21 protein-coding genes and 2 tRNA genes are annotated in these 23,021 nt (G+C 60.0%); 12 read left to right on the forward strand and 11 right to left on the reverse strand.

The genetic code is table 11. From position 1 onward, the window contains the following. Position 1 precedes the first annotated feature (1 nt). The 4 genes from BV106_RS28410 to BV106_RS38950 form a co-directional block, all read right to left on the reverse strand. Positions 2-196, reverse strand: a complete 195-nt coding sequence (locus tag BV106_RS28410) for a hypothetical protein (protein WP_038170414.1) — start codon at positions 194-196, stop codon at positions 2-4. A 99-nt stretch (positions 197-295) separates the two neighbouring features. Then, a tRNA-Ile gene (locus tag BV106_RS28415) sits at positions 296-368 on the reverse strand. Between the two features lie 648 nt (positions 369-1,016). Next, positions 1,017-1,214, reverse strand: a complete 198-nt coding sequence (locus BV106_RS28425; protein ID WP_038170416.1) for a hypothetical protein — start codon at positions 1,212-1,214, stop codon at positions 1,017-1,019. Between the two features lie 807 nt (positions 1,215-2,021). Next, positions 2,022-2,465: a hypothetical protein gene (locus BV106_RS38950; RefSeq protein WP_265596166.1), complete on the reverse strand. Its 444-nt coding sequence runs from the start codon at positions 2,463-2,465 to the stop codon at positions 2,022-2,024. Positions 2,466-2,648: 183 nt separating this feature from the next. On the opposite strand from BV106_RS38950, the gene BV106_RS28445 reads away from it, so the two are divergent. Then, positions 2,649-2,987, forward strand: coding sequence for a hypothetical protein (locus BV106_RS28445; RefSeq protein ID WP_265596167.1), 339 nt, complete (start codon positions 2,649-2,651; stop codon positions 2,985-2,987). A 274-nt stretch (positions 2,988-3,261) separates the two neighbouring features. Here the strand turns inward: BV106_RS28445 and BV106_RS36380 are convergent, their stop codons facing one another. From BV106_RS36380 to BV106_RS28465, 3 genes are all read right to left on the reverse strand, one after another. After that, positions 3,262-5,022: an endonuclease gene (locus tag BV106_RS36380; protein WP_265596168.1), complete on the reverse strand. Its 1,761-nt coding sequence runs from the start codon at positions 5,020-5,022 to the stop codon at positions 3,262-3,264. Positions 5,023-5,239: 217 nt separating this feature from the next. Next, on the reverse strand, positions 5,240-5,533 hold the full coding sequence (locus BV106_RS28460; protein WP_051946442.1) for a hypothetical protein: 294 nt from the start codon (positions 5,531-5,533) through the stop codon (positions 5,240-5,242). Between the two features lie 26 nt (positions 5,534-5,559). Then, complete coding sequence (locus BV106_RS28465) at positions 5,560-6,288, reverse strand: fibronectin type III domain-containing protein (RefSeq protein ID WP_081892383.1); 729 nt, start codon at positions 6,286-6,288, stop codon at positions 5,560-5,562. 105 nt (positions 6,289-6,393) lie between these two features. On the opposite strand from BV106_RS28465, the gene BV106_RS28470 reads away from it, so the two are divergent. Together BV106_RS28470 and BV106_RS28475 are read left to right on the forward strand one after the other, a co-directional pair. Beyond that, a tRNA-Phe gene (locus tag BV106_RS28470) sits at positions 6,394-6,466 on the forward strand. A 210-nt stretch (positions 6,467-6,676) separates the two neighbouring features. Next, complete coding sequence (locus BV106_RS28475; RefSeq protein WP_038170424.1) at positions 6,677-8,881, forward strand: sialidase; 2,205 nt, start codon at positions 6,677-6,679, stop codon at positions 8,879-8,881. 89 nt (positions 8,882-8,970) lie between these two features. Here the strand turns inward: BV106_RS28475 and BV106_RS28480 are convergent, their stop codons facing one another. Beyond that, positions 8,971-9,300, reverse strand: a complete 330-nt coding sequence (locus tag BV106_RS28480; protein ID WP_009963306.1) for an HU family DNA-binding protein — start codon at positions 9,298-9,300, stop codon at positions 8,971-8,973. A gap of 158 nt (positions 9,301-9,458) precedes the next feature. On the opposite strand from BV106_RS28480, the gene BV106_RS28485 reads away from it, so the two are divergent. Next, entirely contained in the window at positions 9,459-10,142 is a 684-nt protein-coding gene (locus BV106_RS28485; RefSeq protein WP_038170426.1) for a class I SAM-dependent methyltransferase, read from the forward strand. Between the two features lie 169 nt (positions 10,143-10,311). Beyond that, positions 10,312-10,944, forward strand: a complete 633-nt coding sequence (locus BV106_RS28490) for a LysE family translocator (RefSeq protein ID WP_038170428.1) — start codon at positions 10,312-10,314, stop codon at positions 10,942-10,944. A gap of 110 nt (positions 10,945-11,054) precedes the next feature. On the opposite strand, the gene BV106_RS28495 is transcribed toward BV106_RS28490, so the two are convergent. Further along, positions 11,055-12,398, reverse strand: coding sequence for a DUF1552 domain-containing protein (locus BV106_RS28495; RefSeq protein ID WP_038170429.1), 1,344 nt, complete (start codon positions 12,396-12,398; stop codon positions 11,055-11,057). Positions 12,399-12,675: 277 nt separating this feature from the next. On the opposite strand from BV106_RS28495, the gene BV106_RS28500 reads away from it, so the two are divergent. Further along, positions 12,676-13,128 carry a plastocyanin/azurin family copper-binding protein gene (locus BV106_RS28500; RefSeq protein WP_038170430.1) on the forward strand — a complete coding sequence of 151 codons (453 nt, stop codon included), beginning with the start codon at positions 12,676-12,678 and terminating at the stop codon, positions 13,126-13,128. Between the two features lie 136 nt (positions 13,129-13,264). Continuing rightward, positions 13,265-13,792, forward strand: a complete 528-nt coding sequence (locus BV106_RS36385) for a hypothetical protein (RefSeq protein ID WP_051946443.1) — start codon at positions 13,265-13,267, stop codon at positions 13,790-13,792. 374 nt (positions 13,793-14,166) lie between these two features. Here the strand turns inward: BV106_RS36385 and BV106_RS38955 are convergent, their stop codons facing one another. After that, positions 14,167-14,322: a hypothetical protein gene (locus tag BV106_RS38955; protein ID WP_265596169.1), complete on the reverse strand. Its 156-nt coding sequence runs from the start codon at positions 14,320-14,322 to the stop codon at positions 14,167-14,169. Positions 14,323-14,508: 186 nt separating this feature from the next. On the opposite strand from BV106_RS38955, the gene BV106_RS28510 reads away from it, so the two are divergent. The 4 genes from BV106_RS28510 to BV106_RS28525 all read left to right on the forward strand — a co-directional run bounded on the left by BV106_RS28510 (position 14,509) and on the right by BV106_RS28525 (position 19,901). Further along, positions 14,509-16,266, forward strand: a complete 1,758-nt coding sequence (locus BV106_RS28510) for a hypothetical protein (protein ID WP_265596170.1) — start codon at positions 14,509-14,511, stop codon at positions 16,264-16,266. A gap of 80 nt (positions 16,267-16,346) precedes the next feature. Further along, positions 16,347-17,438: a class I SAM-dependent methyltransferase gene (locus tag BV106_RS28515; protein ID WP_038170434.1), complete on the forward strand. Its 1,092-nt coding sequence runs from the start codon at positions 16,347-16,349 to the stop codon at positions 17,436-17,438. A gap of 58 nt (positions 17,439-17,496) precedes the next feature. After that, positions 17,497-19,170, forward strand: coding sequence for a hypothetical protein (locus tag BV106_RS28520; protein ID WP_038170437.1), 1,674 nt, complete (start codon positions 17,497-17,499; stop codon positions 19,168-19,170). A gap of 131 nt (positions 19,171-19,301) precedes the next feature. Then, positions 19,302-19,901 carry a sterol desaturase family protein gene (locus BV106_RS28525; RefSeq protein WP_038170607.1) on the forward strand — a complete coding sequence of 200 codons (600 nt, stop codon included), beginning with the start codon at positions 19,302-19,304 and terminating at the stop codon, positions 19,899-19,901. 149 nt (positions 19,902-20,050) lie between these two features. Here the strand turns inward: BV106_RS28525 and BV106_RS28530 are convergent, their stop codons facing one another. Continuing rightward, the gene (locus tag BV106_RS28530) at positions 20,051-20,860 is read right to left on the reverse strand and encodes a glycerophosphodiester phosphodiesterase (RefSeq protein ID WP_038170438.1); all 810 of its coding nucleotides are present in this window, start codon (positions 20,858-20,860) and stop codon (positions 20,051-20,053) included. A 104-nt stretch (positions 20,861-20,964) separates the two neighbouring features. Between BV106_RS28530 and BV106_RS28535 the strand changes: the two genes are divergently transcribed. Beyond that, positions 20,965-22,872: an ATP-binding cassette domain-containing protein gene (locus BV106_RS28535; protein ID WP_038170439.1), complete on the forward strand. Its 1,908-nt coding sequence runs from the start codon at positions 20,965-20,967 to the stop codon at positions 22,870-22,872. The last annotated feature ends 149 nt before the right edge of the window (positions 22,873-23,021 follow it).

A 23,021-nucleotide genomic window follows, 5' to 3' on the forward strand; every position in this document is an offset into this window, starting at 1 on the left:
TTCAGGAAGGCTCTCGGTTCGAGGAATTCAAGATCGCCAGCGCCGCCGCTGCGGGATCGGGCGTGGCCGGACTCACTCCGTGCTGTGATTTCAGCGCCTCCAGGGATTCCTCCACCGGCACCGCTGCGTAGGCTCTCAAGGACTCGGCGAGGGTCGAGACTTTGACCGCCGGGAGCTTCACAATGTCTTGATTCATGGCTGGGCATGGGGTGGCGTGGCGCGAGGAGATCGTATCAGATCGGGAGCAGCGTGGAGAGGCTATCGCCGCCCCCTTCCAAATCCTGGAAAAGTTAAGTGCGCCCGCAGGGATTCGAACCCTGGACCAAGGGATTATGAGTCCCCTGCTCTAACCGCTGAGCTACAGGCACGTGAAGGAGAAATCTCCATCCGACGAAAGGACACAATTTACCCGGGATTTGTATTCGTCTCCTAATTTCTTACAGAAGTTTCCTCATCGTAAAATAGCGCCCGCACGGACGACAACCCCCAGGACAAACCAGTGGAAGTCAGCCGCCGTCACCTTGCAGCATCCCGACACATCCCACATCTCGTGGGAGAGCACCCCGCATGTTGTCCGAACTTCAAAAATCTCAGCCCCCATCAGCTACCACTCTACGACAGCTCAAATCTCTTCAGGTCACTTTTAGGCCGCACTCGTCGGGATAACGGCGGTTGAGAACGGCATCCTCACCAAGATCCCACCACGTCCGCAGGTCATCCACTAAAACCATCATAGCGGGCACCGACTTCAGCTCGTTCCAAGGGCGAAACTCATCGCGTCGCTGATGATGATGCAACGCCGACGCGATGGCGATTGGCGGCGCGGGGTTCGGCGTCCTGATTCTCTTAAATGGCACATCGTAGCCGCCCGACCGCGGCTCCTCTCCGTCTTCATACCACTCCCTTGAGCCCGAATTGCGGGCTCCGCATTTCCTTTCAGCATCGTCCGCCATTTTCCCACCGGACCAGGCTGATTGCCGCCTGCCGCAAAGCACAGAGCCATGCAAACGCTGGCATCAAAGCCCGCCAAACCATTTCTCCAGTTTCTTGCTTGGCGCAAAAATGGCCATCGCTAGGAGCATAAGCCCAAAGGAGCCCACTACACCCAGAACCCAAGATCGCAAGCCGCCGCCGAACGCAATGACGACGCAGGTCACAAACAAGGCACCCAGCAAGCCGCCGCCAATTCTTAAAAGGTAGCAGCTTTCACGCATGCGCGTAATATCGATCTGCTGACACCCTTCTCAAGGAAAAAGGACTGGCCGCCGCTATGAATCACAATGGCCTGCAAGGGACATTCGAAACTCTTCATGTGTCATCCAGTCATGGAGAGGAGCCCTACCCTAGCACATACTCTGATGCCAGCAACCGTGCTCCTGCTAACTGATGGCAGCCGCCGCCTGTGCATTGCCGACCTGGACAGTCTATTTTGGCCGTTTTTTAGCTTTCCTGATCCTCGAGATTGGCGCTGCGGGGTTGAAGACTTGGGGGAGATTTATTGCTCGATACTTCAAGAATTTCCCCCGTTTCGTGTTTTAATGTGCTCATGTATGTACGCGCCCTCTTCTTCGAAGCGCCTTTGAACGCCAAGCGAGCAGTAAAGTTCGCGGCCCTTGCGCTTTTGCTGACGATTTTGGGCGCTCTAGCCGGTTTTGAATTCCTTGTAGTGTCCTTGCCGCTAAGCGGCTTGCTGGCCAGAGCGTTGGATGTGCGTGATTACCGGCAACGTGAGGCAACAGGGGCCCGATCTGAAGCTTGAATCACGAGAGCATGATGCTGGCTGGAGGCACGAGTCCTCCTCCGCGCCTGCCTTTTCTTGTGCGGAGCTGTCTTTTCTAACAGGAGTACCCCGTAGCGCCTCCGCTGCCTGCCAGCTTAGCCATCGCAGCTTCCATATGCCACCTTAGAACTGGAGCACTCCTGAGCTTTCGCCATAACTATCGACACTGCCGAGGGGAGGGCGGCATCTAGATGACATTGTGATAAGTCACTCTAACAGGCGGCTTCCGGAGACCAAGTGTTTAGTAATTCCCATATCCGACGCGCATCCAAAAGAACCAGTAGTCTCCCAATGGCTTTGCGACGAGATCGATATCGCCGATCAAATCGTAAGGAGCGCAGCATACGTCCAACGGCTTTTCCGGCACTCCTATCTTGTCCGCCACAACGTACAGCGCAGGCGCAGTCAACACGTAAATCACAGGCAATGCCACAATCAACGATGCCCACATCGCGATGTTAGCACTATTCGGTTCGCATTTCTTCATGGTGTGGATGAACCTTTCCGCCGTCTGAATGTCTTGCCAGCCACTACTATCGACGCTCGACCTGCGTCCACTTTCTTGTTTCCAAGGCCTCTGCAATAATCCCCAGGGTGATTGAAGTGTAAAATATTTTCCTGCGTCGTATAGCCGCGGCAAACGGGCAAAGCCAAAAGAAGAGACGCTCCAAACTATGGCTGCCATAGAACTCCGGAGGAAAATAACGGTCGAATTCAAACCCTGTCATATCAACTTGCTTGGAGAGGTCCTCAACAAACCACTGTGCGATGTCTCCATACATCCCCAAATCGTGATAGAGACGAGAACGTAGAGTTGAGCTCTTGAGAGCGGCGTCCGAAATCCCAGCAGCTCGCAAAATCTGCAAAAATGGTTCCGACAATTGTTCCGTCATTCAAATGGTTGGGCAGTGCCATTTTCGCTTTGCAGATCCTTGGCAGTTTACGATATGCTGCCCACATGATCAACAAGGCAGAACAAAAAGCACGAGGCTCTTTTTGGCTATTGTTGCTTCCCATCCTGCCGATCCTCTACGTATTCAGCGTTCCTCCTTTGGAATTTTTGACTGCTAAGCCTTACGCCGACAGCAGAAGATCGCCGGAAATGATTCAGCGCTATGCAATGCCCTATTCCTGGTTGCGGGATAACACGTTTCTTGAGGGTGCGCTCGAAGGATATTCCGAATGCTGGTGGGATGCATTGTACTAGAAGAGCGTGATCAGGGACTGCGGCGAGCGCCTTCCCGAGCATATGCGACTTGGCGGGTCCTTTTTTGACACTGGGACGGGATTGATCCTGCCGACATTTTGCACGCCGCCAGCAGCGGCATAGACATCTGAGATGTCTTGCTGGAGCATCTCCACATGAATTCCTCGGCCTGATACTGAGCGGGAGCCGGTTTCCAGCCAGTTGAAAAAGAACGGCCAGTCCATCCCCGGTACATGCGGGTAACGAACTGGCCGCGGTGGAGCTTGTCGCTCCGTTAATCGTCATCCGCCGTGATGGAGATGTCTGCCCAGATCAACAGGTGATCGGAGCGCGTCTCGAGGTGGTTCTCGCGCCATTGTTTCCGCGCTTCACGGTCGGCACCATACGGGCCATGCACGGTCTGCGCCGCCCCATTAAACTCGGGCTGCCCCAGTGGAACGAAAATGCGGTCGAACGGCGGGAACTGCTGATTCCTAAATGGTTTGATGTAGGTGTAGAGCTCACGCGTATTCAGGTCACGGAACTTGCCTCCCCACTGCACAGCGGCGGTGGTTTCACCGTGGAGCATGTTCGTATCCCCCAGGAGCACGATGTCTTTCTCGCCCTGGAGCGCTTCCGTAAGGCTTTGCAACTGGGCTTTGAGCTGCTGCGCCTCCTGGACCCGGGTGGCCAACCCGACATTCCGACCATTCACCGTGTTGTTGCTCTTCATGTGCAGGGGGATGATGGCAATGTCCGTCTGCCCCTCGCCCGTGGAGAAATGGAATGCCTCGGGACGACGATTCCACACGTCAGCGCCATCCACTTCGCCGCCAGGCACGGAGACTGGCTCGCGGCCAATGAGCTCCACCACCTCCGTGTCCCAAGCCACACCCGTCAACTGCTGGCGGATGTTGGCCGGACCAGGAGCCGTGAGCACATACTTCCAGCGATGGCCGGAACGCTCCTCCAGCTCCGCCATGGTGCGATCCAGGATCTTGTTTTTCCAAGGAGCACGCCCCGGAGTTTCAGAGCTGTCTTGCTCATCATCATGAATCTCCTCCAATGCCAGGAGGGAGACTTGGGATGAATGAATGTACTCGGCCAGAGCTTCGGGTTCCTGGTCATCCGCATTGCTGTCCGCAGATCGGGTGCCGAGGTTCTCTATGTTCCATGCTCCAATCCGCAGCTTGTTCCCCGCCAGAAGCACGGCTTCATCGGCAGGGCGCACTTCACGGGGCTCGATTGGTTCGGCTGGGGTGACCTCCGCTGCCGACGTTCTCCGCAACACCATCGCAGAGTCCTCGTGTGAGGCCACGACAGGCACCTGACCGCCAAAGGCACGCTTCGCAAGCGTCGCATCCAACACGTAAGGATTGCGATTCCCCTGCACGGCTGCGATGCGCTGGGTACGCTCGATCTCCCGGGCATCTGCTGCATCCAGCTCATGCCATTTCAGGAGTGTGGGCACTTGGGGCTTGAACCACTCCACCTCAATGTTCTGATCACCGTAGACAGTGTAGAAGTACAAGAGCGCCCGGGCAATGTTGCCCTTGTGATCCTCGCGGGGCTCGAACTCGCCATCAGTGGCTTCCGAATAGCTGTCGCGATCATCATTGGGGATCTGCTGCTGTGCCAATGGGGACCGATACCAGAACTGCGTGCGCTCGTCAGGAATATCGCCGAAAGCATTGTTGCCGCGACGGCTGTTCACACTGTTCGAGGTGGGGAACAAGTGATGAAGATCCGACTTCATTCGCCCACGTCCCACCGAATCCTCAAACCGCGATTGCGGCCAGGTGTGCTCGGTGTTCACCTCGCGCTCCGGCGGGATGGTGTTCGTGGAGTAGCTTTCACCGGTATACATCAGCACCACCCGGCCGCCATAGTTGTCGATCTGGCCAAACATGTTCTGCCGGGCTTCCCGGTAGCTCAGAGAACGCGTCGGTTGATACTGGGAACGGAGCCCCTGCACCAGCGCTGCGCCCGACTTGCCCGGCAAGATCTCCTCCGCCCCAAGACCGCCAGCCACCGCCAAGATGGCCAAGATGGCCAAGATTGATAGAATATTTTTCTCCATGAACACAAACAATGCACAAGCACTCCGGTGAGAAAGCAGAACAGTGAAACGCTTTCTTCACCCATTCCACACATCCAGCCAGGGCCGCTGGCGAGATTGGCAGGACTGCATCTTGCGCCAACCAGAGACCTGAACAGGCCAGGTCGCCCGGTCTGATTTTATTTCATAAATCCCCCAACAGGCTTTTCTCAACCTAGGGACGACGCTTTCCCTGCTGCCCTGTGGGACTGGCAGAGACCGCCTTCAAGTGGCGTTGTAACTGTTCCCTTCCCTGCCAGCCCGCCGGAGCGGTTGTCCCCTTGCTGCGCCAGGGATGTCCGGCCGCCACCCAGCGTTCCCTGGCCTCCGTGTAGGTGATGCCCTTGTCATCATCGTCCACGCCGAATTGGAAACCACAAGAGGGGCAGATCTCATAGGAGCCGCCGCCGGAAGGCGCGTGAGGCGGCTCGCGCAACGCTGGATAGCCGCAGACAGGACAAGTGTTCATGGGAGGTCGAAAGGGATGGGGAGGCGTCAAGGTTTTCTCAATCGTACCGGACGGCCAGGCTGCCTGTCCCAGTACCCGGAGCTGCCAGGTTTGAAGTAAGTCTTCGTGGTGCCATCGCGATTGTAGGCAGCGAATGCCCCGCTGGCCGGATCATAGACGCGCAGGGTGCCGTCCGAAGCGTCCTGTTTGGCCGGTAACCCCTCGGTCATCGCCCGTTGCAAAAATTCCCACGCCTGCCGCGCATAGTCCTCCTCATTCTTCGCGGCGAAATCGGAACCGTGCCGTTCAAAGTGGTCCCGCAGACTGGGCAGGTGACCCCACGTCACCCTGGCTGGCGGAGCCCGGGGAGCCGCAGCAGATTCGGTCGGCGGCTTCTTCTTGAGGACCGGCCCCTCAGGAGTCGCCCCTTTCGCAGGGAGGGTGAACTGCCCCGACTTGAGCCGGACCTTGGCAGTGCCCACGGTGTAGTAGTAAGTGGTGCCGGGGGCCAGCCCCTCCAGGATCGCAGAGTGCTGCACGGCCACTCCATCCCCAGCTTTCCACTCCAGCTTGTCCGGGGCCAGCCCGTAGCGGACGCGGGTGCCACATTCAGCGTCCGTCTGCCACGTCAGCGTCGCTTTCGTTCCCGAGGCATCGATCACCGCGTCCGGCCCCTGAATGACTTCCACTGCCCGCAGTCCTCCCGTCAGCGCGATCAGCGTCCATATTGCCGACCACATGCCCACCATCCAGCGCCATCGGTCAATACCCATCATCCTCAGAGGCTAGCGAAGAAAAAAATAAGGATCAAGCTCAAGAAACAGCACTTTCCAGTTGCACGCTTTCGCGTGCTCGGCATACTAGCGGTCCCACAAACGAAAGGCTCGGTAGCTCAGTCGGTAGAGCAGAGGATTGAAAATCCTCGTGTCGGCGGTTCGATTCCGTCCCGAGCCACTTTCTTCCCTACCTTTAGGGAGATTTTGGCAGCTACGCTGGCCCTACTCAGATCGATCAATAGATCCTTCGCCTTGGTTTCAGGAATGCACCCGCCATGCGGCGCACCTGGACCACAAAAGGTTGTCTCCATCGCATCATTGGCGGTTGCAGCTCGTCCGTCTGCCGCACTATATCTGAGGGAAGAGTGTTCCCTTCTTCTCTCACACTATGATGTTTACCCTGCGTCTCGCCAGCCTGTCTGCAACGCTCGTGCTCTTGCTGCCTCAAGGAAAGGCTGCTGATCTCAGCAAAGGTTATGAGTGGAACCCCATGAAGATCGGCGGAGGCGGCTGGGTGGTGGGACTCAGCGCCAGCCCGGCAGAGAAGGGGCTGATCTACGCCCGAACGGATGTGTCAGGAGCCTACCGCTGGGATCCCGCTAGGGCTGTCTGGAAACAGGTGGTCACTTCTTCAAGCATGCCCCCAGATTCAGTCGGCTATGGGCGCTATCTCGGGGTGGACAGCATTGTGGGGGCGCCGGGCGACGCCAATGTCGCCTACATGGTGCTGGGCAGTCAGCCCTATGCGCTGACGGCCGGCCAGGTCTACCGCAGCGAGAATCGGGGGGAGACCTGGACCGCCACCCAATTCAAAGCGACCGGCGTAAAGGTGGAAGCCAACGGTGAAGGCCGACAGGAAGGGGAACGTCTTGCCGTGGATCCAGCGAATAGTCAGGTCGTGTACTTTGGATCGATCGGCGACGGTTTGTGGACAACGGAGAACGGCGGAAGCAAATGGCTCAAGGTGGATGCAGTGCCAGCAGGCAAAGCTCCCCACGGGGTGTCCACCATTGTCTTTGACCCGAGTGGCGGCACCACGAAGGGCCAAGACGGCACCTCAAAGACGAACGTGATCTATGCCAGCGTGGAGGAAGGCGGCATCTTCAAGACCATCGATACGGGCAAGAACTGGCGCAAGATCTCTGACTCCGGCCTCGGAGATGGCGGCAAGCCCCGAGATGCCACCGTGGGTCCGGATGGCACCTACTACGTCGTGTATGATCATGAAAAAGGAGCCACCGGTGGCGTGTGGAAGTGCAACCCGGAAGGCAAGTGGACGGAGCTCACCCCTCCCGGCCAGGAAGGTGGGAAGAACCAATCCTACTGGGCCATCGCCGTGGATCCCTTCGATGCCCGCCATGTCGTCGCCATGATCCATGGCGGCAAGACCTTCGTCTCTCACGATCAGGGCGCGACCTGGAGCCTGCATCACTTCGCCTTGAACAGCCCCAACATTGGATGGCTCGGGACACAGACGAATTATTTCCTTAGTACCGGTGAGCTGGCTTTTGATCCTCATGAGAAGGGAAAGGTCTGGTATGCGGAAGGTTTTGGCGTCTGGTGGACGCGTGACCTCTCCCCCGCCCAGATCCCCTGGCAAGCCGCGAGCGAAGGCATAGAAGAAGTCTGCGGCAATGACGTCATCTCCCCTCCCGGCGGGAAGCCAGTAGCCGCCATGTGGGACGCTGGCGTTTTTCACTTCGGCAATGTGGATGCCTATGACGCCCAGCGCTCCCAGCCTACGTTCATGTCCGCATGGTCGCTCGACTGGTGCCCTGCCGACCCCAAGTTCCTCGTCTCCGTCTTCCGCAGTCACCTCGACTTCGTGCCGAATGCCAAGTCCAGCGGCTTCTCAACGGATGGCGGCAAAACTTGGACCCGTTTCCCTTCGGTGGAAAAAGCCACCCTCCCAAAAGAGCTCGACTACGGAGTCATTGCCGTATCCGCGACTCAAACGGACAACATCGTCTGGTGCCCCACCGCAGGCAAGCTCCCCTACTTTACCAAGGATCGCGGCACCACATGGCAGCCTTCAGACTTTGGCGGACCACGCGAGACGGGGCTACATGCCCCCTACACGTCTCTCAAGCCTCTCTGTGCGGATCGGGTGACGCCGGACACGTTCTATTTCTACACTCCTCAAGAAGGCCTCTTCCGCTCCAGTGATGGCGGAGGACACTTCGCGAAGGTCGGCAATCCCATGGCCACCCGCTGGAACGCGATCCTGAAATCCACTCCCGGCCATGCCGGAGATCTCTGGTTCGCTTCAGGCCCTGGCACCGGCCTGCTGCACACCTCTGACGGTGGAGTCACCTGGCAGGAGATTGCTGGAGTGAATGCCGCCCACAACATCGGCCTAGGAAAACCCGCCCAACCCGGCGGCTACCCCACCCTCTTCCTCGTTGGCACGGTTTCAGGAGTCCACGGCATCCACCGCTCCACCGACAAGGGGCTCACCTGGGACCGGATCGTGGAATACCCGCTGGGCATCTTTGATACCATCGATGCGATTGACGGAGACAAGGACATCTTCGGCCAGGTGTATGTTGGCTTCACCAGCGCCGGCTTTGCCTATGGCCAACTGAAGAAGTGACGCCCCCCTTTTAACGCAAGTTGGCCAGCCTGACGCGTGAGCGCCGAGGCTGGCCCTGAATGCACGTTTCAGTGCGAAGGAATCGAGGTCTAGGCGACCATGTCCTTCAGCTTCTTCAAGGGGCGCACTTTCACCACGGTGGAAGCAGGCTTCGCCTTGAAGACGGTCGGCTCCTTGGTGAATGGGTTGATTCCCTTGCGAGCCTTGACCGCCGGCTTGCGGACGGTCTTGATCTGCAAGAGGCCGGGAAGAACGAACTCACCGACGGAGTTTTTCTTCAGGTGGGAGCTGATGATCTCCGTGAGGCTGTCCAAGACTGCGGAGACCTGCTTGCGGCTGAGTTCCGTGTCCTGCGTGATTTGCTCCAGAATCTGAGTTTTGGAGAAACGGTCTTTGATGGTTGCTGCTTTTTTCGCCATGGGAAGAAATTGTGCAAAAATTACGGGAGAGTCAAGGCTCCAACTTGAGGGTAATGCGCTATTTCTGCGGGAAAACACGGTCTTGGGCGCAGATTTCTCCATTTGGCACCGCATCAGCCAGCCCCGGGAGAGACGTAACTAGCGGCACGCTATCCACTATGAACCTCTCAGACAGCCCCTTTTCTGACGCCAAAGCCGTAGCCGACTATGCCGCCAAACCTCCCCGTCTTGTTCCAGGTTTGGCTGGTCTGCAACGCATGACCACCCTGCTGCTCGCAGAGCGGACTCCCGCGACAGGCCGGGTCCTGGTACTGGGGGCGGGCGGCGGATTGGAGCTCAAAGAGTTCGCCAACGCGCATCCCGAGTGGGAGTTCGACGGGGTTGATCCCTCCGCGGAAATGTTGAAGCTGGCCAGCGAGACCTTGGGCCCCCTGAGATCTCGAGTCCGGCTTCACCAAGGCTATATCGATGCGGCACCCCAGGGACCCTTCGATTCCGCCTCCTGCCTGCTCACTCTCCATTTTGTGCCGCGGGAGGCCAGGCTCTCCACCCTTCAGCAAGTGCATCAGCGCCTCAAAAGCGGTGCGCCCTTTGTGGTGGCGCATCTCAGCTTTCCACAAGCTGAGCCAGAGCGTTCACTCTGGTTCTCACGATATGTCGCCTTCGCCGTGGCCTCCGGCGTCGAGCCCGCCATGGCCGAGAAAGCGGTGCCCGCCATTCAATCCCAGCTCGACATCCTGGATCCCGCAGAGGAAGAAGACTTGCTGCGTGAGGCAGGCTTCACAGACGTCAGCTTGTTCTACACAGGATTCACCTTTCGAGGCTGGGTCGCGTATGCGTGAGCGGGCGGATGGCTTCTATGCAGAAAGCCGACGTTGGCCCGCATGGACTCGTCCAGTTCTGATTGTCCACAGCCTTATAGATTGTTGCGCATCAGATTGATTCGTCGATCCCACCCCACCCCACGCACCTCATAGACAACGGTCGCCTTTGCGGCAACACTCCCCTCTGATGCCTGCCACCTCCAGCTTGATCGCGTTCAGCCTTGTCGCCCTGGGCATGGTGCTGACGCCAGGGCCCAACATGATCTACCTGGTCTCACGCACGATCTGCCAGGGGCAAGCCGCAGGATTGATCTCGCTCATAGGCGTGGCGCTGGGATTTCTGTTCTACATGCTGTGCGCGGCGTTGGGCATCACCTCCCTGGTGATGGCCGTCCCGTACGCCTACGATGCGCTGCGCTTTGGCGGAGCCGTGTATCTGCTCTATCTGGCCTGGCAGGCAGTGAGACCAGGAGCGAGGTCCGTGTTTGAAGTGCAGAACTTGCCCAAGCAGGGCCCTGCGAAGCTGATTACCATGGGCTTTATCACGAACCTGCTCAATCCAAAAATCGCGGTGATGTACCTCTCCCTCCTCCCACAGTTTATCGAAGTACAACGCGGCAGCGTGCTCACTCAAGCGCTGGCTCTTGGCACCGCCCAAATCATAGTCAGCGTGACCGTGAACACTCTCATCGTCTTCACAGCCGGGGCCATCGCCGTCCACTTGTCCCGCCGCCCCCTCTGGGCCAGGGTGCAGAGGTGGTTCATGGGAACCGTTCTTGCCGGACTGGCGGTGCGCATGGCGTTCGAATCAAGGAAATAACCATCCGATCCGCAGCAACCCCGAAGGCACCGGCATAAAAAGGAAAAGGAGCCTCCGCAGAGGCTCCTTCTTGATGATTCAAATTCGCTGGGACCGGTCCAATCCGAGACTCAAATCCCCTGCAGCACGCCGGTGCTGTCGCCCACGCGCTCTGCGTTGACGCCCATGCGGTCGAGCATGGAGAGATAGAGGTTGGTCATCGGCACCTTGTCCTTGAGGGCGATATGACGGCCAGGATTGAGCGTGCCATTGGCGCGGCCGGCAACCAGCACAGGCAGACGGTCATGGTCGTGGGCGTTGCCATCGCTGATGCCGCCGCCGTACACAATCATGGAGGTGTCCAGCAGGGACTTGTCGCCTTCCTTGGAGGCCTTCATGCGCTCCAGGAAGTAGGCAAACTGCTGCACGTAGAAGTGGTCGATCTTCGCGATCTTTTCCAGCTTCTCCGGATTGTTCTGGTGGTGGGAAATGTTGTGGTGCGAGTCCGGCACGCCGATCTCCGGAAAGCTGCGGTTGCTACCATCATGCGCCATGAGGAAGGTGGCAATACGGGTCGAATCCGTCTGGAAGGCCAGCAGCAGAAGATCAAACATGAGGCGGATGTGCTCCTGCGTCGTGGAGGGCACTCCAGCCGGCACCTGCACTCCAGAGGGCAGCTCGACCTTCATGGTCTCTGCCTTCTGGATGCGCTGCTCGATGTCGCGCACGGAGGAGAAGTACTCGTCCAGTTTGCGATTATCGTTGCCGGAAAGCCGCTTCTGCAGGCTCTTGGCGTCGGCCATCACAAAGTCCAGAATGCTCTTCTGGTACTTCATGCGGCGCTGGGCCTCAGCGGAGTTCCCGCCAGCGGCAATGGTACCGAAGAGACGCTCGAATACGAGGCGCGGGTCCATCTCCGGAGCCATCGGCATGGATTCCGTCTTCCAGGAAAGGTTGAACTGATAAGCGCAGCTGTAACCGGAGTCGCACTTGCCGGAGCTGCGATCACCGTCGGTGCTGAGTTCCAGCGAGGAAAGACGGGTCAGATGGCCGAGCTGAGTGGCCGCGATCTGGTCCACGCTCTGGCCGATGCGAATGTCATTGCCAGCAGTCTTCTTCGCCTGGCAGCCGGTCAGGAAGGTGGCCGTGGCCCGGGCGTGGTCTCCTGCGCCGTCCCCGTTGGATTCCGCCTTGTCATGGGCCAGGTTGGAGATGACAGAAAAATCATTTCGGAGGCCTGCCAGAGGCTGAAGCGTCGGGGAGAGCTCGTAGCCAGCCCCCTCGCCTTTCACGTTCCACTTGTGCACGTTCACCCCGTTGGGAATGTAGAGGAACGCCATCCGCGAGATGGCCTCAGGAGCCTTTTCTGCCGCGAATGCCCTGAATCCGAAAGATTCCAAGGCAGGCAGGGCCAGCAGAGTGCTGGCGCTGCGAAGAAACGCCCGGCGGGAAACTTGTGATGCAGAGGTGGACATGGTCGCTAGTTAGGAGGGGGATTTGAAAGGGTTGGTTCTCTTCAAGATACGCCTGACAGGGTGGCAAACTTTCGCTCTTCCTGGCGCTGCTGCAAAAGAATCTCAGCAGACACCATGCCGCGCTTCCTAGGACAAATTGTTGCGAACGCGGCAAATTTTTGAGACAGCTCTCCCGCCTTTTCGTTTGCAAAAGGCCTCCCAGTGAGTCCGTTTGTTGTCTCCCCTTTGCCGTGCCTGCCGCGGAAAAGGGGTACCAACACCCACCATTGCCGAAATAATGATCCGTACTCTGCTTACCGCCGCCTGCGCATTGACGCTGCTCTCCACTGTGGCCCGCGCCCAGGATGTGTCCGTCACCATCAAGCCGGACAACGCCAACCCCCTCATGTACGACACCAAGACCTTCACGGTGAAAGCCGGCCAGAAGGTGAAGGTGACCTTTGAGAACAAGAGCGCCGTGCCCCAGCCGCACAACTTCCTCGTGGTGAAGCCCGGCACCCTGATGAAAGTCGGCGCCCTGGCCAACGGCATGCTGAGCGACCCCCAGGCGATGACCAAGAACTACATCCCTGAGTCCACGGACATCCTTTTCCACACGAAGCTCATCCAGCCCGGCCAGACCGAGTCCCTTGAGTTCACCGCCCCCGCAGAGGCTGGCGACTACCCCTACCTTTGCACATTCCCCGGCCACTGGATGCTCATGCAGGGCAACATGAAGGTCGAGAAATAAGCCACTCCGATCTCCGTACAGGACAAGGGTCAGCAGCCAGATTCTGCTTCCACCCTTGTCCTTTTTTCTGCCCAGTAGCAGGAAAACCCCTGCGGATGTCCCCTTTCCTCCGTTAAAGAAGCTCCGTCATCACCCTATGAAAACCGCACTCTTCGCCGCTGCCGCCCTCCTTTTCACCGCCGTCACCGCCTCCGTCCAGGCGGAAGACAAGACCGTCGCCGTCGGTGACTTCAGCTTTGCCGTCGCCGCCCCCTGGACCGAAGCCCAGAACACCGGCATGATGACCAAGGCCGTGCTCTCCCACCCCGTGGAAGGCGGCACCGCGCTGGAAGCCAAGTTTTACCACTTCGGCACCGGCCAGGGTGGTGATGTGGACGCCAATGTGAAGCGCTGGATCGGTCAGTTCGAGGGCACGCCTGAAGTGAAGAAGGAAGATCTGGACTACAGCGGCACCAAGGTGACGCTCGTGACCATCCACGGCACCTACCTCGACGGCCCTCCCTTCGGTGGCACCAAGACCCCGCGTGCAGACTACACCATGCTGGGCGCGATCCTCGTGGGCAAAGACGCCCCCGTCTTCATCAAGCTGACCGGCCCGAAAGCCGCGACCGCTGCTGCCACCGAGTCCTTCAAGAAGCTCGTGGCCAGCCCGTTCAAGAAGTAAGCAAGCAAGCAGGTTCCTCGCGAACTGAACTGCACCGCCACAGTTTTTATGCATCGAGAGCCGCCTGCGAGGGCGGCTCTTTTTTTGTGTTTGCAGCATGCGAGAATAAAACCAACCGCCGCACTCGGGGTGGCTGCCAAGGATTCAGCTCAGTCGAAGCTCTTCCTCGAAGAGGATGGGGCTACAAGCCCAACGTTGACGAGCTTCCAGCGAGTCTACGTTGGGTATGGGGGTGTTAGAGATCTCTACTCCGAAGGAGTTGTGGCGGTCTGACTGGTTTCACTTCCAAAGTTCCTCGGCTGGACAACCTAGGAAACAACTAACGATGGACTGCAACCACTCCCGTCGAACTACGCCACAGGCGCACAATTCACCTACTTCCCAACCAGCAACAACACCCCGGCAATCAATGCCAGAATAGGCTTCACAATCTCCGCCTGCCCCAGTCTCAGCCCAAACAAGGCACTGACGCCGATGAGGATGAGATAGATGGCGAGAAGGAGGGTGCCGACGCTGGTGTTGAGCTTCATAGATTTCTGTTTGGTGGATGAGTTGCAGCTGAATCGCCATCCGGAAACTTTTGCGTGCAGACAATATCCAAGGGCATCGCCTCAAGTCTTCGGCCTCCCCTGGCACCCGCATCCGTATTCGCTGGAATTTTGCCTCTTTTGAGGTAGTAAGCAGGCGTGACCGAGCGCTCCATCAAGATCGCCCTCATGCCTTTCGAAAACCTGTCTGGCACCCCGGATGGGGCCCTGCTGGCTGCCGGGTTTGTCCAGGACTTGATCACGGAGATCGCCCGCTTCCCCTCCTTGGGCGTCATCGCCTCCCAGTCGTCATTTGCCGCGGCCTCGACGGACCTGGATGACACCGCCATCGGCCAGCGATTGGGAGTGAGCTACCTCTTGCGCGGGAGCATTCGCCGCTCGGGCGAGATTATTCGCATCAGCGTCTTACTCATCGATCTCTCCAGCGGCCGGCATCTTTGGGCGGAAAAATTTGATGTCCCCGGAGCGGACCTCTTCCGGCTTCAGGATGAGATTGCGGCAAAGATTGCCAACTCCCTCGCAGTACGCATCGATCAGTCGGCCCTCAGTGCGAGCCGGAAGGTTCCCCCCAGTTCTCTGGCCGTTTATGAGTGCTGGCTGCGCGGCATGGAAGCCGTGCAGCAAGGCACCTGTGAAGGCGATGCCGAGGCGCGACAGTTTTTCACCAAAGCCCTGGACCTGGATCCCGGATACGCCCGGGCCATGGGCGGCATGTCTCTCTCTCACTTCAACGAATGGAGCTGCCAGGCCTGGAACCAGTGGGAGGAGAAAGAGCAGCGTGCCTATGATTGCGCCAAGCAGGCAGAGGCCCTGGACCCCAATGACCAGCTGGTGCAGGTGATCCTGGGCCGCATTGAGCAATACCGCCGACAGTTTGACTCTGCCGCCACACGATTCGAGCGGGCACTGCAACTCGCCCCCAACGATGCCTCCACGCTCATCCAGTTGGCCGCCTGTTTTGCCTACAACGGCAATCCGGAGCTGGGCATGGAGTTGAGCAACCGGGCCATGGCCTTGAATCCCATCTGCCCTGGGTGGTACTTCACCTTTGCGGCCATCCCGCGCTTCATCCTGAAGCACTACGAAGAAGCGGCCCTCATGGCGGCCAAGGGCCCTGGACTGGTGGACACCGGGGCTTACCAGGCGGCGGCCTACGCTTATCTGGGGCGCAAAGAGCGGGCGGACTTTTTCCTGCGCGAATTCCGGCAGGAGTTCACCCAGCGGATCACCTATGGTCGGGAGCCGGAGGTCGGTGAGGCGCTGAGCTGGCTGCGACATGTGAACCCCTTCCGCCGCGAGGAAGACACCCAGCACTTCCTGGAAGGCGTGCGCTTGGCCGGACTGGACGGCAATCTTCCCCAGGCACCCCGCTCTGCCCCGCTGGCCTGGCCCATCGCCAACATCTTCCGCAAAGAAGGCGAGCTCTGGACAGCGTCCTTCGATCACGAGGTGGTGCAGCTTGCCGAGTCACGCGGATTTCTCGATCTCGTCCAGCTCCTCGCCTGCCCGGGCAGTGAGATCCACTGTCTCACTCTCGCAGGCCTGCCGCAGGACACCCACGCGGGACGCGGCACCGAGATGCTGGATGAACAGGCGAAGCGCGCCTATCACGCCCGGCTTCAGGAGATCAATGCCGAGCTCACCGAGGCGGAAGCCGCACACGACTCCGCCCGCGCCACCCAGCTGGAGGAGGAGAAGGACGCCCTCGTGGAGGAGATCAAGAAAGCCACCGGCCTGGGCGGACGCACTCGGAAGATGGGCGATCCGGCCGAACGCGCCCGTTCCGCGGTGACCTGGCGCATCCGCCATGCCATCAAGAAGCTGGAGCCGGTCCACCCCGCGCTCTCCCGGCACTTCAGCAACGCGGTACGCACCGGCGTGTTTTGCAGCTATACTCCGGAAAAGGACACAAAATGGTTTGTGTGAGGGCCTGACCTTACAATGTGAGGCGGTTCCTTACGCCTGATGGGTGAACACCAACCCCATTCAAGGAAAGGAACCACCCCATGTGCCAGATCATCCCTCCACAGGACGCCATCGCCGGACGCCTGTTTCAAGCCACCATTCAGACGCTGGAGCTTTTCGGCGTGTATCTGGGGCGCACCCTCGGGCTCTATAAGGCGCTCCATCGCCATGGACCGCTGAGCGCCCGGCAACTCGCCGCCACAGCCCGCATCGCTGAGCGCTACGCCTGGGAGTGGCTGGAGCAGCAAGCCGTTGCTGGATTCCTCACCGTCGATCAAGAACCCGCTGACGGCACACCCGAGGACCGGGTCTACCGCCTGCCTCTGGAATACACCGGAGTGCTGGTGAATGATGACGACGCCTCGCACGTAGCCCCCTTTGCCCACATGGTGGTGGGGATCGCCGGCGCCCTGCCCGAAGTGGTCACTGCCTACCGCACCGGAGGTGGCGTGAGTTACGAGCGCTATGGCCCGGACTTCCGCTACGGGCAGTCAGGGATCAATCGGCCCGCTTTCTTGCATGACCTCACGCACCACTGGCTCCCAGCCGTGCCGGGACTGATGGCACGATTGGAATCCAGTCCCGGATTCCGCATTGCGGATGTGGGCTGCGGCGGTGGTTGGGCCGCCATCGGCCTCGCCCAGGCCTTTCCGCAGGCGGACGTCCGGGGTTATGATCTGGACGAAGCGTCCATCCATGATGCGGCACGCAATGCTGCGGACAAAGGAGTCAACGTTCGCTTCTCCACCCACGACGCCGCCCAGATGGCCGGCGAAGGCCCCTTCGACCTGGTGCTGCTCCTGGAGACGCTGCATGACATGTCCCGCCCGCAGGAGGTGCTGGCCGCTCTGGGCGCAGCCCTCGCCCCCCAGGGGTCCATCGTCATCGCGGACGAGCGGGTCGAGGAAACCTTTGCCGCCCCAGGCGGCGAGATCGAGCGGATGATGTACGGCTGGAGCATCAGCCACTGCCTGCCCGTCTCCATGTCAGAGCAGCCCTCCGCCGCTATCGGCACCGCCATCCGGCCGGGCATCGTTCAGAAGCTGGCATCGGACGCCGGATTCGCCTCCTGCGAGGTCCTCCCCATCCACAACGAGTTCTTCCGGTTCTATGAACTAAAAAAGGCCGCCTGAAACCCGCCCCACCTCAAGACAACTCTTAACTCTTAACCCATAACCCTTTCCCCACCCCATGAAACTCTGCCTCTCCTATGTTGCCCTCGGAGTCTTCGGCCTCACCGTCTTGCACGCCCTGGGTGGCTGCACCGCTCAAGCCAAGGTCCCGCCATCGGCACCCGCTTCCTCCCAGTTAAAACAACTGGGCAAGCACCACTTCCCCGTGACCACGAAGTCCAAGGAGGCCCAGCGGGCCTTCGACCGCGGTCTCACCCTGGCCTATGCCTTCAGCCACCACGCGGCGGAGCAGGAGTTTCGCGCTGCGGCCGGGGCGGATCCCAGGTGTGCCATGGCCTACTGGGGCATCGCCCTGGTGAACGGGCCACACATCAACTTCCCCATGGTGCCGGAAGATCGCGCGGTAGAGGCTTGGGAAGCACTGAAGAAGGCGACCTCTCTCGCCCCCAAGGCCACCCCGCTGGAGCAGCAACTCATTGCCGCCCAGCTCAAGCGCTACGCCAGCCCCCATCCTGCGGACCGCGCCCCACTGGATCAGGCCTATGCCGGGGCAATGAAAGAACTCTGGCAAAAGCACCCCACAAACGCCGATGTGGCCACGCTCTGCGCCGAGGCGCTGATGGACCTGCACCCCTGGGACCTGTGGACGGCGACCGGCCCCCAGCCCTGGACGCCAGAGATCGTGACCGCTCTGGAACAGGCGATCCAGCTCAACCCCGATCACCCGGGCGCCCTGCACCTGTACATCCACGCCGTTGAAGCCTCGAACCAGCCGGAGAAGGCGCTCGCCGCCGCAGACCGCCTGCTGAATCTGGTCCCGGATGCCAGCCACCTCGTGCACATGCCCTCCCATATCTATGCCCGGGTCGGCAAGTGGCAGGAGGCTGCCGATTCCAATCGTCACGCGGGAGAAGCAGACAAGCTCTTCCGCAAGGCATACCCCCGTCCCGGGTTCTATGCCATGTACATGGCTCACAACACCCACTTTCTGGCCTTCACCGCCATGATGCAGGGACGCAACGAAGAGTCCTGGAAGCTGGCGCAATCCATGGTGCACGATGTTCCGGAGGACTTCAAAACCGAGTTCGGTCCCGTGGTGGATGGCTACATGGTCTTCCGTTCCGAGGTGCTCATGCGCTTCGGGCGCTGGGAGGAGATGCTTCAAGAGCCAGAGCCTGCTGCGCCCTTCCTGATCGCCCGCGCCCTCTGGCGCTTTACCCGGGCGGTGGCATTCACCAGCCTGGGCCGGATGGAGGAAGCCCGACAGGAGCGGGAGCTCTTTCTGAAGGCCAAGGCCAGCCTGCCTGCGGACCGGTTCTTTGGAAACAACTCCGGGGCCGACCTTCTGGAAGTGGCCGCCTTCACCCTGGACGGCGAGATGGCCGCGAAGGAGGACAAGTTCGAGGAGGCGATCGCCCTGTTGAAGAAGGGCGCCGCCAAGGAAGACTCGCTCCGCTATGACGAACCGCCAGACTGGATCCAGCCCGTACGCCACACGCTGGGCGCAGTGCTGCTCCGGGCCGGCCGCGCGGCAGAGGCAGAGCAGGTGTATCGCGAGGACCTGGACAAGTACAAGGAAAACGGCTGGTCGCTGATGGGCCTGCGCGATTCCCTGGCCAAGCAGGGCAAAAAGGAGGAGTCCGACGCCGTGGACGCCCGGTTTCGCAAAGCTTGGGCAAATGCTGACGTCACCCCGTCAGCCACCTGCTTCTGCCAGGCAAAGGAGGAATAATCGCGACATCAGGAGCCGCTGGACGCCCCCCCTTCCTCACTTTCGCAAGAAAATTGCAAAATCCCGCTTGAGGATTTGACGCGAGGATGGAGGCTCTGCGGCTCCTGCCCCCCGGGGCTCATCCCCTCCCTATGACCGTCATCCTTCTCTGGTGCCTTGCTGGCTTTGTCGCCAATTTCGCCTTTGCCTCGTTTTTTGAATGGTACTTGCACAAGTACGTGATGCACCGCCCGGTAGGGAAGTTCCGGTACGCCTTCGAGGCCCACGCGGTCGTCCATCACCACATTTTCAAGGCGGACCACACCTACCACTTGGTGAATGAGAAGGACAAGGAGAAGATCCCCATGGAATGGTGGAACGGTCCCGTCCTCATCCTGCTCTGCTCCCTGCCCACCACGCTCAGCGCCCTGGTGTTTGGCATCTGGCCTCTGGCCCTGGGCGGAGTGCTCGCCGCGGGTGCCTACTACGGCATCTATGAGTACCTTCACTGGTGCATGCACCTCCCGAAGAACCGCCGCGTGGAGAAGCCCTGGATCTTCCAGCGCCTGAACGGCCACCATCTGCTGCACCACCGCTACATGCACAAGAACTTCAACGTGGTGTTCCCCCTCGCTGACCTCGTCCTCGGCACCCTCATGCTTCGTGCGAAGACCCATTTCGCCCAAGCCCGCGGCCCCTCCGTCCCAGACGTGCAGCCCAAGCAGCCCTCCGGCACCATGGCCGCAGCGTAAAGCTTGCCCGTCATCTCAAATTCAAACAAAAAGCCCGCTGGAATGATCCAGCGGGCTTTTTGTTTTTGGGGAAAAGAGTCACTCCCTCCCCACCTGAATCCATCTTGTTAATCTGCCCTAAATCTTGTTAATCCTGTCTAAAGGGCCACCTACTTCCCCAGCGCATTCTCCCGCAGGTAAGCCGGACGATCCGTCGTGATGGCATCCACACCCGCCTTCACGTGGCGCTTGGCGATCTCCGGATCATCCACCGTCCATGTGATGAGCTTCAGCCCCTGGTCCTTGAGACCTTTCACAAAGGATTCATCAATCGGCCAGCCATGGTTCAGGTCCAGACCGTCCAACTTGGCGGCTTTGGCTTTTTCCACGAACTCGGACAACTCAGGCAGCTTGCCAGTCTCCTTGTCCTTCTTGTAGCCAGCCAGGAGATAGTGCTCCACTTCCGGGAACAGAGGTTTGGACTGCTTCATGACCTCGTAGTTGAAGGAGATGATGACCAACTGCTTCGGGTACAGCGGGGAGGCCTTGATCACCTTGGCCAGTTCCGGCAGGATCTCGGGCCCGCATTTGATCTCCAGCACCATCTTCTTCCCCGCCGGGGTCGCTTCAAAGATGGATTCCAAGGTGGGGATCTTCTCCCCGGCGAACTTGGGATCCTTCCAGCCACCCACATCCAGCTTCTGAAGCTCTTCCCAGGTCTGGTCGACAATCTTCTTGTCCACGCCGCCAATCCGCTTGGTAGTGCCGTCATGCATGACCACGAGGCGTCCATCCTTGGAGAGCCAGAGATCCAATTCGGCGCCATCGGCCCCCTGTTTCCAGGCCTCCTTCATGGCAGAAAGGGAGTTTTCCGGGGCGTCATGGGAGGCCCCGCGGTGACCGACGATCTCGGTGGCGGAGAGGGGCAGAGCCATACTGGCGGCCAGGAGGGGGAGCAGGCGATTCAACGTGAACGTCATAGCGAGCAAAACGGGCCACGGGCACACGATCCTTTCAAGAGACATTGCGTGACATCCTGTCCGCACTGGACACCCGCCCCGGAGCGGGGTCTATTGCCCGCCCCATGAGCGCCGTCGTCCCTGCCCTGATCTCCGCCACCGATCTGTTCCTGTCCTACGGACAGCAGCACCTGCTGGAGGGCGTGACCTTGGCCGTGGCCCCCGGGGAGAAAGTCGGCCTCGTGGGCCGCAACGGCTGCGGCAAGACCAGCCTGCTCAAGATTCTGGCAGAGGCACACCAGGCCGACAGCGGCATCATCTCCCGCCGCCGCGGCCTGCGCGTGGGCTATCTGCCGCAGGAGTTCGTGCTCGATGGCACCAAGACCGTCCGGGAAAACATCGAGTCCGGCGTGGCCGATCTTATGGGCTGGCTCCGGCGCTATGAAGCTGGCGATGGCAGCGAGGCCGAGCTCGCAGAACTGCAGCATCTCATTGAGGCGGCCGATGGCTGGAATCTGGAGGCCCGCATCAAGGCAGATGCCACCGCTTTGGACGTCCCTCCGCTGGATGCTCCCGTGGGCCCTCTCTCAGGTGGGGAGAAACGTCGCGTGGCCCTGTGCCGGGCCCTGGTCACCCAGCCGGACCTCCTGCTCCTGGATGAACCCACCAACCACCTGGATGCCGAGTCCATCCGCTGGCTGGAGGAGTACCTGCGCACCTTTGCCGGAGCAGTCATCTTCGTCACGCACGACCGATATTTCCTCGATGTCATCGCCACCCGCATCATCGAGATCTTTGACGGCAAGGCCTATTCGCATCCGGGAAACTACACCGCCTATCTGGAGTCCAAGGCCCTGCGGCAGGAGATCTCCGAGCAAACCGAGCGCCGTCGCCAGCGCTTCCTCAAGGTGGAGCTGGCCTGGGTACGCTCCGGGGTCAAAGCCCGCGGCACCAAGTCCCGCCACCGCATGGATCAGTACTACTCCATCGCCGGTCAGGATGCCCCGGTGGAAGAGCGCGAGATGGATGTGCTCATCCCCCCTGCCCCAGAGATGGGAAATATCGGCGTGGACCTGCTCAATGCTTCCGCCCGCGTGGGCGAGGGCGACGAAGCCCGCTGGCTCTTCCGCCAGCTCACCATGTCCCTGAAGCCCGGCCAGTGCACCGGCGTGGTGGGTCGCAACGGCGTGGGCAAGACTACCCTGCTGCGTCTCTGCCTGGGCGAACGCCAGCCGGACGAGGGTGCCGTCACCATCGGCAAAAAAGTCAGCTTCAACTACATCGACCAGAACCGCATGCAGCTCGACGGCAGCAAGACGGTGATCGAGGAAATTGCGGACATGGATGAGACCGTCTCCTTCGGCGGGCAGAAGATGGGCGTGCGCACCTATCTGCGCCGTTTCCTCTTCAACGATGACCGGCTGCGGGAGCGCATCGACCTCATGTCCGGAGGCGAGCGAGCCCGGCTCATGCTGGCCAAGGTGCTGAAGCGCGGCGGCAACATCGTCGTGCTGGATGAGCCCACCAACGACCTTGACCTGCCCAGCCTGCGCATGCTGGAAGAGGCCCTCGTGGACTTCGAAGGCAGCGTACTTGTGGTGAGCCACGACCGCTATTTCCTCGACCGCGTGTGCGACCAGATCGTCGCCTTTGAAAACGGAGGTGTGTTTGTCCAGCCCGGGAACTACTCCTACTACCTGGAAAAGAAAAAGGAACGCGACCTGCTCGCCCGCCCCTCCTGGGCAGAGCCGGGCAAGGCCGCCCGCAAGCCCACTGCGCCCGCTGCCGCCAAGCCTCGCAAGCTCACTTTCAAGGAGCAGAAGGAGCTGGAAGGTATGGAAGCCCTCATCCTCGAAGCAGAAGGCAAGGTCGAGGAACTGGACCGCACGCTCAACGATCCCGAGTTCTTCGTCACCCGCTCGCTTGAGGCCCCTGCCAAAATCGAGGCCCTGGAAAAGGCCCGTGCAGAGGTCGCCCGCCTCTACGCGCGCTGGGAAGAGCTGGAGCAAATCCAACAAGCCGCCCTGGCTTGATGGTCTGAGCGAGCCTCGCACGCCAAAGGGTCCAAGGAGCGGCGGTTTGTGCTTGCACAACCGCCGACGGTTACCGGAGGAAGGGTGCTTAAAAGAAAGAAGCCAGCGGCTAGACCACCTAAGGTGGTAGTTGTTTTGGCAATCGAGCG

This window comes from Verrucomicrobium sp. BvORR106, assembly GCF_000739655.1.
Taxonomy (GTDB): Bacteria; Verrucomicrobiota; Verrucomicrobiia; order Verrucomicrobiales; family Verrucomicrobiaceae; genus Verrucomicrobium.